The sequence below is a fragment of the Nocardia sp. NPDC055053 genome (assembly GCF_053608285.1).
On record NZ_JBSGVD010000021.1, the window covers coordinates 16,213 to 33,247 of the forward strand.

At 71.5% G+C, this 17,035-nt stretch carries 5 protein-coding genes; 3 read left to right on the forward strand and 2 right to left on the reverse strand.

Annotated elements, in window-relative coordinates:
• Positions 1-97: 97 nt before the first annotated feature.
• Entirely contained in the window at positions 98-817 is a 720-nt protein-coding gene (locus ACWF82_RS21730; protein WP_452503743.1) for a DUF6875 domain-containing protein, read from the forward strand.
• A complete protein-coding gene (locus tag ACWF82_RS21735; protein ID WP_452503745.1) occupies positions 814-14,589 on the forward strand; it encodes an amino acid adenylation domain-containing protein in 13,776 nt (4,591 codons plus the stop codon). Before ACWF82_RS21730 ends, ACWF82_RS21735 begins: the two co-directional genes overlap by 4 nt.
• On the opposite strand, the gene ACWF82_RS21740 is transcribed toward ACWF82_RS21735, so the two are convergent.
• On the reverse strand, positions 14,586-14,870 hold the full coding sequence (locus ACWF82_RS21740) for a GNAT family N-acetyltransferase (protein ID WP_452503747.1): 285 nt from the start codon (positions 14,868-14,870) through the stop codon (positions 14,586-14,588). The genes ACWF82_RS21735 and ACWF82_RS21740 overlap by 4 nt on opposite strands.
• A gap of 37 nt (positions 14,871-14,907) precedes the next feature.
• Positions 14,908-16,281 (reverse strand): FAD-binding oxidoreductase, encoded by a 1,374-nt coding sequence (locus ACWF82_RS21745; protein WP_452503749.1) that lies wholly within the window; start codon positions 16,279-16,281, stop codon positions 14,908-14,910.
• 354 nt (positions 16,282-16,635) lie between these two features.
• Between ACWF82_RS21745 and ACWF82_RS21750 the strand changes: the two genes are divergently transcribed.
• Positions 16,636-16,965: a hypothetical protein gene (locus ACWF82_RS21750; protein WP_452503750.1), complete on the forward strand. Its 330-nt coding sequence runs from the start codon at positions 16,636-16,638 to the stop codon at positions 16,963-16,965.
• Positions 16,966-17,035: the final 70 nt, after the last annotated feature.

Below are 17,035 nucleotides of genomic sequence, written 5' to 3' on the forward strand. Positions count from 1 at the left end.
AGGGCCTGCCACTTCAATTCGAGTGGCCCACTACTCGCGTACTCGCTGCTGTCCCGGGGGGATGCTCTACCTCGTGATCCGGCGAGGTGAGTTGGTGATGACCGACGTAATTTCTGGAACCCGCTCAGGGATGAGCTGGCTCCCGCTGTCCAGCTCGGGGGAGGGCTCCCGGTTCACGCAGGAACTGCTCGACCGGGTCCGCACGTGGGCGCAGGATCACCTCACCCAGCCGCTGGACGCGATCGGCCGTGACGGCCCCGTCTGCCCGTATGTCGGCCCGTCGATGCGCCGTGACCTGATCTGGGTCGGCCGGGTCGCCGGCGCGCAACCGTGGCCCGCGTACGTGCGGCTGGTGCTCTCGGACGCGCTTGAGCTGTTCCCGAAGTTGCCGCCGGACAACGGCGGCTCCGCGGTGCTGCGCTGCCTGGTGACGGCCATGCCCGACCTGCACGACTACACGCTCATCGACGACCTGCACGACGAGCTCAAGACCGAGTTCGTCGAGCGCGGACTGATGCTCGGGCAGTTCTATCCCGGCTGCACCCAGCCTGGCCTGTGGAACAAGCAGTACCACCCGCTCGACGCGCCGATCCCGATGCTGGTGGTGCGCACGATGATGGCCACCGACTTCCCGTTCCTGCTGGAGCGCCCGGAATGGATGTCGGCCTACGTCAAGAAGTTCGCTCCCGGTCTGCCCGCGCATGTCCGCAATGTGGTGGTGGGCAGGCTCATCGCGAGCGCGAACGCTGATGTGCCCGAATATCACCTCGAGGAGCAGGTACCGCAGAAGGTCGGCGCGGGGAGAAATCAGCGATGACTCGCGAATTGTCCACCGCGCCGGCGACCGAGCCGGCAGCGGTCGAGGAGTTTCCGCTCTCACCGGCCCAGCTCGGCCTGTGGTACGCCCAGCAACTCGATCCGGCCGTGCCGCTCTACGAAGCGCAGTACATCGATATGCGCGGCCCGCTCGACATCGACCTGCTCATCGCGGTCTCCCAGCAGGTGAGTCGCGAGTTCGAGTCGGGCCAGCTGCGGCTGGTCGACACCGGCGACGGGCCGTACCAGGTCGTCGACCGGCGGATCGAGCTGGCGGTGTCCTACCTGGACTTCAGCGCCGCCGCCGACCCCGAGTCCGAGGCGATGCGGTGGATGCGCGCCGATGTCGAGGCGCCGATCGATCTGGTCGGTGACCCGATGGGAATGTTCGCGCTGATCCGGATCGAGCCGCGGCGGGTGCTGTGGTACTCGCGCGGCCATCACATCGCGATCGACGGCTACGCCTCCGCGACCGAGCTGTACCGGGCCGCCGAGCTCTACAACGCGGCACTGGCCGGGCAGGATCCGCCGCCGTGCAAGGCCGCGAGCCTGCGCACGGTGTACGACGCGGAGATGCGCTATCGCGACAGCACGCGCTTCACCGCCGACGCCGACTACTGGTCGCAGCGGATCGCGGACATGCCGCAGCGGTGCAGTCTGGTCGACGCCGCCGCGCCGGCGCACGCGCTCGGCCGCGAGCACCGCGCCGAGCTGCCGGACGCGACGAAGGCGCGCCTCGACGCGGCCGCCGCGCGTTTCGATGTCGGGACGCCGGGGCTGGCGATGGCGGCGCTGGCGGTGTACTACGCGCAGGCGACCGGCACCGAGGACGTCGTGCTGAGCCTGCCGGTGTCCGGCCGCACCACCGCGGTGCTGCGCCGATCCGGCGGCATGCTGGCCAATGTGGTGCCGTTGCGGGTGCGGGTCCGGGCCGACAGCACCGTCGCCGACCTGGTCGACGCGATCCGGGTGGAAGTCTCGGGTGCCCTGCGGCATCAGCAGTTCCGGCACGAGGAGATCCGCCACGGCGAGACGAACGGCGACGCGACGGGCGGTCGCGGCCTCGTCGGTCCGGTGGTCAACATCATGCTGTTCCCCACCGACGTCGACTTCACCGATGTCGAGACGAGCCTGCACGTGCTGACCTCGGGCCCGATCGAGGACCTGTTCGTCAACTTCTATCAGCACGGCGCGAACAGCCCCATCCACGTCGACTTCACCGCCAACCCCGACCTCTACGACGCACAGACCCTGGCCCGCCACCACCGCCGCTTCCTGGCACTGTTCGAGGCGATGATCGACGCCGCTCCGAATACCCCGGTGCGTTCGCTCGAGTACTTCCTCCCTGACGAGCTGCCCCTGCGCGCGGGTCTGCGCGGTGCGCCCGCGCCCGCGCCGCGTTTGCTCGCTGACGTGCTCGACGACGGACTCCTGACGGCGGGCCCGCTCGCGACAGCAGTGGTGTCCGGCGGTCGAGAACTCACTTACGGTGCGCTGGACCAGGTTTCGGTCCGACTCGCACGCCGCCTCAGCGCGGCAGGAGCCGGTCCGGAGTCGGCCGTGCTCGTGGCGCTGCCGCGGTCGATGGAGTCGGTGGTGGCGTTCTGGGGCGTCGCCCGATCGGGCGCGGCGTACGTCCCGGTCGGCGTATCGAACCCGGCCGAGCGCTTGGCGACGATGGCAGCGGAATGCGGTGCGCGGCTCGGGATCACGACGCCGCGTCTGCGGGCCGACCTGCCCGATTCGGTCACTTGGATCGTGCTGGACGCCGATGGGCTAGACGCGGACGTCGCCACGGCAGCCGCCGAATCCGCCGCTGACGCTGACGCTGTCGCCGCCGATGCCGCCGCTGACGCTGACGCCGCCGCCGCCGCCGCCGACGCCGCCGCCGCCGACGCTGACGCTGACGCTGACGCTGACGCTGTCGCCGCTGACGCAGACGCGGTCGCCGCCGATGCCGGGCCGATGCCCCGCCCGCGGATCGAGAATCCCGCCTACATCGTGTTCACCTCAGGCTCCACCGGCACGCCCAAGGGCGTCGTGGTGACCCACGCGGGCATCGCCACGCTGACCGCAGCGGTGCGCGACGCTTACCGCGCGGATCGTCGGTCGCGGGTATTGCACTGTCTCAACCCGAGTTTCGACGCGTCCTTGCTCGAGCTGCTGGTCGCTTTCACCGCAGGCGCGACCCTGGTGATCGCCGACGCCGACTCGGTGGCAGGCGCCGACCTCGCCGCGACTATCCGCGAGTCATCGATCACCCACCTGTGCTCCACACCCGCCGTGCTGACGACACTGTCACCCGGCGCGCTCGACGGCGTGCGCGCGGTATCCACCGGTGGCGAGGCCTGCCCGCCGGAAGTGGTGGCCCGCTTCGGACCTGGTCGCACCCTGGTGAATTCGTACGGCCCCTCGGAAACCACTGTGGCAGCGACGTTCACGGCACCCCTCACCCCGCACGTCGAGGTGGGAATCGGCTTTCCGGTACCAGGCGTCACCCTGCACGTCCTCGATCACCGCCTCCGCCCGGTGCCCGTCGGCACCCCGGGCGAGCTGTACATCTCCGGCCCCGGCCTGGCTCGCGGATACGCCGGCCGCCCCGGCGCGACAGCGCAGCGCATGATCGCCAATCCATTCGGCGCGCCCGGAAGCCGTCTGTATCGCACAGGCGACCTGGTCCGCTGGCGTGCGGTCGAGGCGACCGAGGCCATCGAAACCGAGGACGCCCCAGTCCCATCCGCCGATCCCGGGAGTCGACCGGATCGCACCGCTGACCCGCTCAGCGCGGACACAGTCACCGCGACGGAACCGCGCTGCACCGCCGGGTCGTTCGTCCTGGAATTCGTGGGCCGCAGTGACTTCCAGGTGAAACTGCGTGGCATGCGCGTGGAGCCGGGCGAAGTCGACGCCGTGCTGACCACCTGTCCCGGTGTGGAATTCGCGGTGACCGTGGTGCGCAAGGGCGCGTCGGGCCGGGCCATGCTCGCCTCGTACGTGGTGCCGACGCACGAGGCGGCCGAGCTCGATGCCGCTGCGCTGCGGGAGTTCTGCCTGGACCGATTACCCGCGCACCTGGTGCCGGGCACGATCACGATGCTGGACGAGCTGCCGCTGACCGGCAACGGCAAGGTCGATCGGCAAGCACTGCCCGAGCCCGACACCACGCCCGCGACACCCCGGGCGGGAGCATCCGCGGTCGAGCAGGCACTGAGCGCACTGTTCGCCGAGGTGCTCGGTGTGCCGGAGGTCGGCCCCGAGTCGTCGTTCTTCGCGCTGGGCGGCGACTCGATCCTGTCGATCCAGCTGGTGGCGCGCGGACGGTCCGCCGACCTGGTCTTCTCGGCGCGCGACGTGTTCGAGCATCCCACCCCGGCCGGCCTGGCCGCGGTCGTCGGCGCGCCGGGGGAGCGGGCCGTCCTGGGTGAAATGCCCGGCGGCGGTGTTGGTCCGGTGCCGCGAACCCCGATCGTGGACTGGCTCCTGACCCAGCCCGGCTGGCAGCGGTTCGCGCAGACAATGGTGCTGGCGCTGCCGGATGACGTCGACCGCGGCCGCCTGACGCGCACGCTGCAAGCGATCACCGACCACCACGACATGCTGCGCGTGCGCGTCGTCGACGGTGATCAGCTCGAGGTCACCTCGCCCTCGACGATCGACGCGGCCGAAATCGTCGCCCACGTCGTCTGCGCGACGGCCGAGCGGGCGATCGATCCCGACGCCATCGCGCGGGCGACAGCGGCGACGGCCGAGCGGGCGATCGATCCCGACGCCATCGCGCGGGCGACAGCGGCGACAGCCGAGCAAGCGATCGACCCCGACACCATCGAAAGGGCGACAGCAGCCACGGTCGATCGGCTCGACCCCCGCGCCGGGATCGCCCTCGCCGCCACCTGGCTCGACCCCGGCGGTCCCGGCGGACGACTCGTACTCGCCGCGCATCACCTCGCCGTCGACGCCGTGTCCTGGCGCATCCTGATCGCCGACCTGATGACAGCCTGGGCCGAGGTGACCGAAGGCGCGGCCCCGCAACTACCGCCGGTCGGCACCTCCATGCGCACCTGGGCGCACGCGCTCCACACCGCCGCGAGCGCCACAGAATGGACCGACGAGCTGGGCTACTGGCGCGGGGTCCTCGACACCGCACAGCCGCCACTCGGCGCTCGCCCGCTCGATCCGGCCCGCGACGTCGGATCAGCCGTCGACCGCATCGAGATCCGGATCCCCGCGCAGACCAGTGCCCCGCTGCTGCGGCACCTGCCGACCGCGCTGCGCTGCGGTGTCGAGGAGGCGCTGCTGGCAGCCCTGGTCGAAGCGCTGACCGAGCACCGCGGCGCGCCGGGAGCGACGCTGCTCATGCTGGAGCGGCACGGCCGCGACGAGACCGTCGTCCCCGGCGCCGACCTGTCGCGCACGGTCGGCTGGTTCACCAGCCAGTTCCCGATCGCACTCGACCTCGGCGCCGACCCCGAGCCGATGTCCGCGGTCGCCGCGGTGAAGGAGCAGCTGCGCGCGGTGCCGCACGGCGGCTTCGGCTTCGGCCTGCTGCGCCACCTCGGCTCCGACGACCGGCTGCGGTCCGCGCACACCCCGCAGGTCGGGTTCAACTACCTGGGCCAGATCGCGGGCACCGACGCGGGCCTCCCGTGGGTACCGGTCGACGTGACGCACCAGCTCGGCGGTGCGGTCGATGCCGAGCTGCCCGCGTCGGCGGTGATCGCCGTCGACGCGATGACCGTGGACGAGCCAGACGGGCCCGTGGTGCACGCGGTGTGGCGGTTCCCGTCCGAGGTCGTCACCCGCGACGAGGTGGAAGATATCGCACGGCACTGGGTCTCGGCACTGAAGACGATCGCGCACGCCGTCGCCGAGCCGGGCGCGGGCGGACTGACGCCGTCGGATATCGCGCTGGTGCCGGTCACCGCGACGCAGCTCACCGAGTGGCGGCGCCGCTACCACGGCATCGAGGACGTCTGGCCGCTCGCGCCGTTGCAGCAGGGCCTGCTGTTCCACACCCGGCTCGCCGCCGGGCACGCCGACAAGTACGCCGTGCAAGCCGTCTTCGAACTCGACGGCGAGGTCGATCTCGATCGCCTCGAATCCGCCGCGACGACGCTCGCACGCAGGCACCCCGCGCTGCGCACCGCCTTCGTGACGACCGCGGACACGGCGGCACAACTGGTGCTCGACGAGGTCACCGTGCCGTGGCAGGTGATCGAGGCCGACCCTGCCGACTGCGCCGCGATCGCCGCGCGCGAGCTCGCCCGCCCGTTCGACCCCGAACAGCCGCCGCTGCTGCGCTTCCTGTGCGTGCGCTGTGGCCCGCGCGACGTCCGCCTGATCGTCACCAACCATCATCTGGTGCTCGACGGCTGGTCGATGCCGGTGCTGCTGGGCGAACTGCTCGCGCTGTACGACACCGGGGACTGCGAGCTCGGCGAACCGGTGTCGTACCTGCGGTATCTGGAGTGGCTGGGCCGCCAGGACGCGGCAGGCGCGCGCACGGCCTGGTCGGCAGCGCTGGCCGGGCTGACCGGTCCCACGCTGATCACGGCGGTCCGCGCGCCACTCGACCGCGACGGTGAACCCGGCGAGCTGCGCCGGGAGGTGCCGCTGGCCCAGGACATCGCCGCCGCGCTCACCCGGCACCGCACCGAACGCGGCGTCACGATGAACACGGTCGTGCAGACCGCGTGGGCGCTGCTGCTGGCCGAGCTGACCGGGCGCACCGACGTCGTCTTCGGCGCCACCGTGTCGGGTCGTCCGCCGGACCTGCCCGGAGCGGAACGGATCGTCGGCATGCTGGTCAACACCGTCCCGGTGCGGATCGGCCTGGTCCCGGACGAGCCCGTCGGCGAACTGCTGGCCCGGGTCCAGCGCGAGCAGGGCGTTCTCGTCGACCGGAATATCCTGGGACTCAACGAGATCCAGTCGCTCGCCGATGTCGGTCCGTTGTTCGACACCAGCATGGTCTTCGAGTCGTATCCGATGGACGTCGAGGCATTGCGATCGGCCTCCGAGCACGCGCGCCTGCGGATCCGCGACTTCCACGGCCGCGACGGCACACACTATCCGCTGTGCCTGTCCGCGGAGGCGCGCGAGGGACTTCGGCTCCACCTCACCTGCTCGGACCGGTATTTCGACGACGCCGAGGCCACCGTGCTGGCGAATCGGCTCGGCCGCATCGTCGCCCGCCTCGCGGATCCGGCCCTGCCGGTCGCGGCGGTGCGTGGCGTCGACGCGGCCGAGGTCGTCCGGACCGCGCCGCCGTCGGTGCGCCTGCTACCCGAGCTGCTCACCGCCGGGGTACGCACCGGCGGGATCGCCGTCGTCGGGGACGGCGTCGAGCTCGAGTACACCGAGCTCGACGAGCGCTCTAATCGATGGGCGCACACCCTGATCGCCGCGGGCGCCGGTCCCGAAGGTGCTGTGCTGATCGCCGCGCCACGCTCGCCGGAGTGGCTGCTCGCCGCGTGGGCGATCGCCAAGTCCGGTGCGGCGTTCGTCCCGGTCGACGTCGACCATCCGGCCGAGCGCATCGCCACCGTCGCGCACGACTGCCGTGCCCGCCTGGGCATCACGATCGCCGCGCACCGGAAGACGTTGCCCGACACCGTGTCCTGGCTGGTCATCGATGACGAGCCGTCGGCAGGCAGAGTGGCGGCCCGCTCCGCGGGACCGGTGACCGACGCCGAACGGGTCCGTCCACTGCGCCCCGGGCACCCCGCCTATCTGATCTACACCTCCGGCTCGACCGGCACCCCCAAGGGCGTGATGGTGACCCACGCCGGTCTCAGCGGACTGGTCGACGGCGTCTCCGAACGCCTGCGCCCCGCTCCCGGCGACCGACTCCTGCTGTGCATGAACCCCGCTTTCGACGCCTCGATCCTGGTGTGGCTGACCGGCTTTCACGCCGGTGCCACGCTGGTGGTCGCGCCGCAGCGGGCCACGGCGGGCGCACCGCTCGCCGAGGTCATCGCCACCAACGCGGTCACCCACCTGGTCGCCCCGCCCGCGGTCCTCACCACCTTGCCCACCGCCGCCGTCGACGGGGTGTGCACGATCGTGACCGGTGGCGAAGCCTGCCCGCCCGAGCTGGTCGCGCGGCTGAGCGACGGACGGACGATGCTCAACTCCTACGGCCCGGCCGAGTCGACCGTGGCGGTGACAGTGAGCGCCCCGCTGGGCAAGGACGACGCGAGCGATCTCGGTGCGCCGCTGCCGGGTTGCGGCCTCGCGGTCCTGGACCGGTGGCTGCGTCCCGTGCCGCCCGGTGCGGTCGGTGAGCTGTATCTGATGGGCCCCGGCCTGGCTCGCGGCTACGCGGGCGCGGTCGCGCGTACCGCGGAACGCTTCGTGGCCAACCCGTTCGGCGCTCCCGGCGAGCGCATGTACCGCACCGGAGACCTGGTGCGCCGGACATCGGCGACCCGCCTGAGCTACGTCGGGCGCAACGACTCCCAGACCAAGCTGCACGGAATCCGGGTGGAGCCGGGCGAAGTCGACGCGGCGCTGCTCGCGGCTCCCGGTGTCGCGCTGGCCGTCACCGTGCCGCGGCGCGGACCGAAGGGCGAGCAGACCCTGGCCTCGTACGCCGCCCCCGTCGACGGCGTCGAGCTGACCCCGACCGCACTGCGCGAGTTCCTGGTGCGGCGGCTGCCCCGGCACCTGGTGCCCGCGACGGTCACGGTGCTGGGCGCGCTGCCGGTCACCGGCAACGGCAAGGTCGATGTGCGCGCCCTGCCCGAACCGCACCACACGGTGGCGCCCTACGTCGCGCCGGTCGGTGCGGAACGGCTGGTGGCGCAGGCCTACGCCGCGGTGCTCGAGCACCCCGAGGTCGGCGCCGACGACGATTTCTTCGCCCTCGGCGGCGACTCGCTGTCGGCGACGCGGGTGGCCGCCCGGCTCGGCGCCGAACTCGGCGTCGAGGTGCCGGTGCTGCTGCTGTTCGAAGCGCCGACCGTGCACGGCCTGGCCGCCCGGCTCGACAGCGACACCCTGCTCCCCACAGCGCTCGGCGGCCCGAGCGCGGGCCCGCGCCCGGAGCGGATTCCGCTCGCGCCCGCGCAACGGCGCATGTGGTTCGTCAACCAGTACGACCCGTCCTCCGGCGCCTACAACATCCCCGCCGTCCTGCGGCTGACGGGCCGGCTCGACCTCGCCGCGCTGCGGGCGGCACTGACCGATGTGGTGAGCCGCCACGAGGCGCTGCGCACCATGTACCCCGATCACGACGGCATCGGCTACCAGGTCGTCGTCGCGCCGGCGGAACTCGCTGGCCATCTCGAGGCGGTCGACAGCACCGCCGCCGACCTGCCCGCCGCCGTGTTCGAGTGCGTCACTGAGGGTTTCGATGTCGCTGCCGCGGTCCCGCTGCGGGTGAGGCTGTTCCGGCTCGGCACCGAGGAACACGTGCTGGCCGTGGTTGTCCACCACATCAGCGCCGACGGGTACTCGATGGGCACGCTGGCGCGCGACGTGATGTCCGCCTACACCGCCCGCGCGGCAGGCACCGCACCCCGGTGGCCGGAGCACGCGGTGCAGTTCGCGGATTACACCCTCTGGCAACGAGATCGGCTCGGTAGTGCCGACGACCCCGATTCGCTGGCGGCCCGGCAGCTGGCGTACTGGACCGAAACCCTGGCCGGACTGCCGGATCGCCTCGAGCTACCCGCCGACCGGCCGAGGCCCGCCGTCGCGTCACTGCGCGCGGGCACCATCGCGCGCACGCTGGAACCCGACCTGCGGATCGGGCTGGAACACCTTGCCGCGCAGCGACAGTGCTCGCTGTTCATGGTGTTGCACAGCGCCCTTGCCGTCCTGTTCGCCCGGCTCGGCGGCACCCCCGACGTCGCCGTCGGCACCCCGGTCGCCGGCCGCGGTGCCGCCGAACTCGACAATGTGGTCGGCATGTTCGTCAACACCGTCGTGCTGCGCACCGAGGTGCCCGCCGCACTGCCGTTCACCGACCTGCTCGACCGCGTGCGCCGCACCGACCTCGACGCCTTCGCCCACGCCGAGGTCCCCTTCGAACAACTCGTCGACCTGCTCGAACCCACCCGCTCGGCGGCCCGGCACCCACTGATCCAGGCCATGCTGATCTTCCAGAATCTCGGCCACACCGAGATCGCCCTGCCCGGCCTCCACGTCGAGGCGATGGACCTGGACCAGCAGAGCCTGCGGTTCGACCTCAGCGTCACGGTAGGCGACGACGCCGCCGACGGCCTGTCGGTCCGCTTCGGCTACGCCACCGACCTTTTCGACGCGGACACCGCAGCGAGCTTCGCCGACCGCTGGCTCACCCTGTTGCGCGCGGTGGTGGCGAATCCCGATGCGCCGGTGGGCGATATCGATCTGCTCGCTCCACACGAGCGCGCGGTACTGCCCGGCACGGCACTACCCGCCGTCGCCGCACCCGCCGTCCTCCCCGACCTACTTGCCACCGCCGTCACCACGAACCCGAACGGCACCGCGATCGTCGACGGGTCGACCAGACTCACCTACCGCGAACTCGACGAACGCTCGAACCGCCTGGCACGGCAGCTGATCCAAGCCGGAGCAGGCCCGGAGAACCTGGTCGTCATAGCCATCCGCCGCAGCGCCGAACAAGTCCTCGCCGTCTGGGCCGTAGCCAAAACCGGCGCCGCCTTCGTCCCGGTCGACCCCGCCTACCCCACCGAACGCATCGCCCAAATCCTGACCGACTCCGGCGCATCCCTCGGCATCACCACAACCGAGGCCGAATCGATCCGCCCGTGGACCGACGCCGCAGCGGTCGGCGCGGTGCAGGCCGACAGCGCGCCTCCGGACGACCGGTGCGTGCGCTGGTTGCTGCTCGACGATCCAGCCTTCACCACGCACTCTGCGACCTCGGGCACACCGATCGATCCCGGCGAACGCCACGCGACACCGCAACTCGCGCACCCGGCGTATGTCATCTTCACCTCCGGGTCCACCGGCCGCCCCAAGGGCGTGGTCGTCACGCACGCCGGACTGGCGAACCTGGTTGCCGCGCAACGGGAACGGCTGCGCACCACGAGCGAATCGCGGGTGCTGCACGTCGCCTCGCCCAGCTTCGACGCCGCGGTGCTGGAACTACTGCTGGCCGCGGGCGTGGGCGCAACACTGGTGGTCGCCGGACCGACCGCGTTCGGCGGCGCGGAACTGGGTGAGCTGCTGGCCCGCGAACGGGTCACCCACATCGCGCTCACCCCGTCGGCGCTGGCCTCGGTGGATACCGTGGCATACGAGGACCTGCGGGCGATTATCACCGGCGGCGAACCGTGCCCACCGGAACTGGTGCAGCGGTGGGCCGCGCCGGGCCGCGTGCACTTCAACGACTACGGCCCCACCGAGGCCACCATCTGGGCCACCGGGGCGGGCCCGCTCGTTCCCGGTGCCGAGATCACCATCGGCACAGCGGTTCCCGGCCTGGCCGCGCTCGTGCTCGACGAGCGACTTCACCCGGTCCCCGACGGCGTCGCGGGCGAACTGTATCTGGCCGGACCCGCACTCGCCCGCGGCTACCACGGCCGCCCCGACCTCACCACCGCGCGTTTCGTCGCCGACCCGTACGGCGCGCCGGGCGAGCGGATGTATCGCACCGGCGATCTCGTGCGCAGGCGCGCGCCGGGCCTCGAGTACCTGGGCCGCTCCGACCTGCAGGTGAAGCTGCGTGGGCTGCGCATCGAACCGGGCGAGATCGAAGCGGCGTTCACCGCCGATCCCGCGGTGCACCAGGCCGTGGTCACCGTCCACACCGATGCCGCGCTCGGCGAACTGCTCGTCGCCTACCTGGTGCCGGAGGGAACGGCCGAGTTCGACCTTGATGCGGTGAAAGAAGCACTGGCGCAGCGACTTCCGTCCTACATGATGCCCACCGCGATCGTCGTCCTGGACGTCCTGCCGCGCACCGACAACGGCAAACTCGATCTCCGCGCGCTGCCCGCCCCCGACATCAGGTCCGGCCGGTTCCGCGCCCCCGTCACCCCGACCGAACGGACGGTGGCCGACACCTTCGCCGAGCTGCTCGGCGTCCCGGAAGTCGGCCTGGACGACAACTTCTTCGCCCTCGGCGGCAACTCCCTGACCGCGACCAGGATCGCGGCACGCCTCGGCGCAGCCCTCGGCGCCCGCATCCCGGTGCGCGTCGTCTTCGACTCGCCGACGGTGGCCGAACTGGCCGCCGCCGTTCGCACCGCGGCCACCCCACCCGGCCCGCGTCCCGGCCCCCGCCACCGTCCCGAACGAATCCCGCTCTCGGCGGCACAGCGGCGCATGTGGTTCCTCAACCGGTACGACCCCGCCTCACCGGCCCACAACGTCCCGATCGCGCTGGCGGTCGAGGGCGACCTCGACGTGACGGCGCTGCGGGCCGCCCTGATGGACGTGGTGGCCCGTCACGAATCCCTGCGCACCGTGTACCCGGTCGGCGCCGACGGTGAGCCATACCAGGACGTCCGTGCCGAGGCCTCTGTGCCGATCCGGGTGACTCCCATCGATCCGGAACAGATCAGGGACCGGGTCGCCTCCGAGATCGGGCAGGGATTCGACCTCACCACCGAACTACCCCTGCGCGCCCAGCTGTTCCAGATCGATCACGACCGCTGGGTGCTGGTGGCGACCCTGCACCACATCGCCTCCGACGGCTGGTCGGTAGCGCCGCTGACCCGCGACGTGCTGGTGGCCTACGCGGCCCGCCGGACGGGCACAGCACCCACCTGGGCGCCACTGCCACTGCAATACCCCGACTACGCGCTATGGCAGCACGAACTGCTCGGCGACGAGGACGATCCCGGCAGCGTCTCGCACCGGCAACTGGATTACTGGCGCACGACTCTCGCCGGGCTGCCCGAGGTCTCGACGCTGCCCAGCGACCATCCGCGTCCCGCCGTGCTCACCCACCGGGCGGGCCTGACGGAATTCGCCATCGACCCCGCGATCCAGATCCGGCTGCGGGAACTGGCCCGCTGGCACGGTGTCAGCGTGTTCATGGTGGCCCACGCGGCGCTGGCGGTGCTGCTGGCCAGGCTGTCGGACACCACCGACGTGGCCATCGGCTCGGTCATCGCGGGCCGCGGCGACGGCGATCTCGACGACCTCGTCGGCATGTTCGTCAACACGCTGGTGCTGCGCAGCCACGTCCACCCCGAGGCCACCTTCGACACCCTGCTCGCCGCGACCAAGGACGGCGACCTGGACGCGTTCGGCAACGCCGACATCCCCTTCGAACGGCTCGTCGAGGTGCTGGCGCCCACCCGGTCCACCTCCTACCACCCGCTGTTCCAGGTGCTGCTCGTCTTCCAGAACTTCGATCGCGAGGCGGTGGCACTGCCCGGCCTGCGGGTCGACCCGCTCGATATGCCGCCGGTCGGCGCGAAATTCGACCTCGAGTGGATGCTGGCCGAGAACTTCGGCCCCGACGGCGCGCCCGCCGGCATGTCCGGGACGCTCACCTACTCCCGCGACCTGTTCGAGGAAACCACCGCGCGGACACTGGCGCACCGGTTCGTCGATCTGCTCGACGCGCTCACCGCCGACCCGGGCCGCGGCCTCGGCGAACTCGACGTCACCGCGCCGCCGGGAACCATCGCGCATCCCGTCGTGCGCGCGCCGGAACACCGCGCCGACCTGCCCTATCGGCCGCCGGTCACCCCCGTCGAGGCGGCGGTCGTCGCCGCGTTCGAGTCGGTCCTCGGCGTCGAGCGGGTCGGCTTGGACGACAACTTCTTCGAACTCGGCGGCACATCCATGATCGCGGTCCGGCTGGTCGCCCGGATCCGTGACCGGCTCGATGTCGCGATGCCGGTGCAGTGGATGTTCGGCGACCCGACGCCCGGCGCGCTCGCCCAGCGCATCACCACCGGGGACGCGGTCGACCCGGCCCTGCGGACCCTGGTCCCGTTGCGCCCGGGCGGCACCGGCCCCGCGCTGTTCTGCGTGCACCCGGCGATCGGCGTGGCCTGGTGCTACGCCGGTCTGCCCGGCCATCTCGATCCCGGCTTCCCGGTCTACGGCCTGCAATCGCCAGGCATCGCGGCCGAGCAACCCGATCGGCCGCTGCGGGACCGGGTCGTGCACTACGCCGACGAGATCCAGGCGATCCAGCCCGCCGGACCGTACCGGCTGCTCGGCTACTCCGCGGGCGGGCCGATCGCGCACGCCGTCGCGGTCGAACTCCAGCGCCGCGGCGCCGAGGTTGACGCGCTGGCCATCCTCGACGGCCGCGCCGATGTCGACCCGGCCGGAGCCGCCGAACTGCCATCGCCGGAGGTGCTGCTCGCCGAATTCGGCGGCCTCGACCCGGCGCTGCTCGACGGCGACCGGTCGGCCGAACACGCCGCCGAACTCTTGCGCGCCGGTGCCGCCGGCGCTGCTCCCGATCGAATCGCGCCGCCAGCGTCGTCGGCCGATTCCGCGGCGGACCGGTACACCGCCGCACCGCTGCCTGGCGTCGACAATGAGGTCGACGCCGGCCCCGGTAACCCGATGGCGGGTCTGCTCACCGCGACGGATCTGCGGCGGCTCTACGCCGACTACCAGCAGATCGTGCGCGAGGCGGCCGAGTACGAACCCGGGATCTTCGACGGTGACCTGCTGTTCTTCAGCAGCACCACCGCCCGCCCCGGCTACGAAGCCAACGCCGGCACCTGGCGCCCCTACGTCAGCGGCGAGATCATCGACAACCAGACCGGCCACGAACACAACCGGCTCACCGGCCCGGACGCGTTCGCCGTGATCGGCCCGATCCTGACCAGCTATCTGTGTGGTTAGGCCACCAGGTCGGCGTATTCGCGGTGCTCGGCGATGTACTTCTCGACATACCAGCAGGTCGGGATGATGTGGTAGCCGTTGGCGCGGGAATCGCGCAGGGCGAATTCGACGACCTCGGCGGCGACCCCACGGCCACGGAATTCGGGGAAGGTCATGGTGTGGTGGAAGTCGCGGACTTTCGGATCCTCGCGTTCGGCGTAGTCGGCGTAGCCGGCGAGGACGTCGTCGAGGTAGATCTCGAAACGAGTGTCGGCGACGTTGTGCTCGAGCCTGGTGGTCATACCGGATGCTAACCCGGCGGCCGGGCCCGATGTTCCACTAGAGGACCGCGCCGGGATTGAGGATGCCTTCCGGGTCGAGAGCGTCCTTGATGCGGCGGGTCAGCGCCATGACCTCGGGGCCGACCTGGTCGGGCAGCCACGCCTTCTTCAAGCGCCCGACGCCGTGCTCGCCGGTGATCGTGCCGCCGAGCGTGATGGCCAGATCCATGATCTCGCCGAACGCGCGGTGCGCGCGGGCGGTGTTGTCGGGGTCGGTGGGGTCGTGCACGATCAGCGGGTGGGTGTTGCCGTCGCCCGCGTGCGCGATCAGCGACACCAGCACGTCGTTGCGTTCCCCGATGGCGGTGATGCCGGTGATCAGGTCACCGAGCCGGGGCAGCGGGACGCCGACGTCCTCGAGCAGCAGCGGTCCGATCCGTTCCACCGCGGGAATCGCGAATCGCCGTGCGGCCGTGAAGGCTTCGCCCTCGTCGGGATCCTCGGTATCGAAAACCTCTGTCGCCCCTGCCTTCTCGCACAGCGACACCATCAGCTTCGCCTCGTGCGCGGCGAACTCGCCCGGCGCGTCCGAGCGGGCGACCAGCAGCGCGGCGGCGGTGCGGTCCAGCCCCATCCGCATCTCGTCCTCGACGGCGTTGATCGCCACCGTGTCCATGAATTCGAGCATGGCGGGACGCAAGGTCGAGGTGATGGCCAGGATCGCGTCGGTGGCCGCGGTGAGCGAGCCGAAACTCGCGACGACGGTCGCCTGCGGCGGCTGCGCGGGCAGCAGCCGCAGGGTGAGCTCGGTGATCACCCCGAGCGTGCCCTCGCTGCCGACGAACAGCTTGGTCAGCGAGAGCCCGGCCGAGTCCTTCAGCCGCGGCCCGCCGAGGCGCACCACGGTCCCGTCGGCGAGCACCACCTCCATGCCGAGTACGTAGTCGGTGGTGACGCCGTATTTCACACAGCACAGCCCGCCCGCGTTGGTCGCCGCGTTGCCGCCGATCGAGCACATCTCGAACGAGGACGGATCGGGCGGATACCACAGCCCCTCCGCCGCGACGGCCCGCTTGACCTCCGCGTTGAGCAGCCCCGGCTGCACCACGGCGGTCCGGGTGACCGCGTCGACACGGATCTCCCGCATCAGCTCGGTGCTCAGCACGATCCCGCCGTCCACCGCGGTCGCCCCGCCGGACAACCCCGACCCGGCGCCGCGCGGCACGACGGGCACCCGCCGGTCATGCGCCCACCGCAGCGTGGCGACCACATCCGCGGTACCGCGCGCCCGCACCACCGCGAGCGGCGTCCCCGCGTCGGGATCACGCGCCCAGTCCTGCCGGTACCCCGCCAGCAGATCGGGATCGATGACCACCGCCCCCTCGGACACCGCGGAAATCAACGCATCGAGGTCAACCCTGCTCTCGTCCACCTGTCAACGCTAACCCGCGCCACCCGCCTCGCGCGGGCACTCGCGGTGGTCGATTGTTCAGCACGCTCTGGTGGCGGCATCGGCCGGGAAGCGGCCGCCACCAGAGCGTGGTGATCATCTGACCAGTTTCGTGCCGGTGCGATGTGTTGCCGACCGAGTGAATTTCCGCATGACTGTGATCCCGTGCGTTCGGTTGGTGTATACGGCGTCCAACCCGTCACAATGTCCCATAACGGGTGTGGTCGACAGCGATTCGCCCGGCGCGTTTCGAATTCCGCTCTACGGTGCGCCCGCTCGCGCATCGCATCAATCGACGCACCGCGTCGCACCGTATTTCGCCGGGAGGGCCGGAAGATGAAGGAACCGCAGGACCGCGGCGCATTGGTCGGCGCACTGCTGGCCGCCGAGTTCGCCGACGCGGGGATCGATCCCGACGCGATGCACCGGGTCCACGCAGGCGTGCACGAGGAATGGCTGTCGGCGCTGGAAGCGACCGGGATGTTCGGTATTCGCGCGCTGGCCGAGATCGCCGCCGAGTGGGCCGCCGACCCGTGCCTGCTGCGCGACGCCCTCCTGACCGAGGCGGACGAGTTCACCCACCGCCGCTGCCTGGCCACGTGGACCACGCTCGACCGCGGTCCGGCCGAGCCCGTCGCCGCGCAGGCTGTCGCCCTGCCGCACTGAACCGGCCGACTCGCCCGTTTGCCCTGTGCTCACCTCGGCGTCATCTCGCGCTGGCAGGCTGGCCCCGTGG

Coding starts and splice junctions, on each gene's coding strand:
- ACWF82_RS21730 (WP_452503743.1), top strand. CDS start 98: ATGACCGACGTAATTTCTGGAACCCGCTCAGGGATGAGCTGGCTCCCG.
- ACWF82_RS21735 (WP_452503745.1), top strand. CDS start 814: ATGACTCGCGAATTGTCCACCGCGCCGGCGACCGAGCCGGCAGCGGTC.
- ACWF82_RS21740 (WP_452503747.1), bottom strand. CDS start 14,870: ATGACCACCAGGCTCGAGCACAACGTCGCCGACACTCGTTTCGAGATC.
- ACWF82_RS21750 (WP_452503750.1), top strand. CDS start 16,636: ATGAAGGAACCGCAGGACCGCGGCGCATTGGTCGGCGCACTGCTGGCC.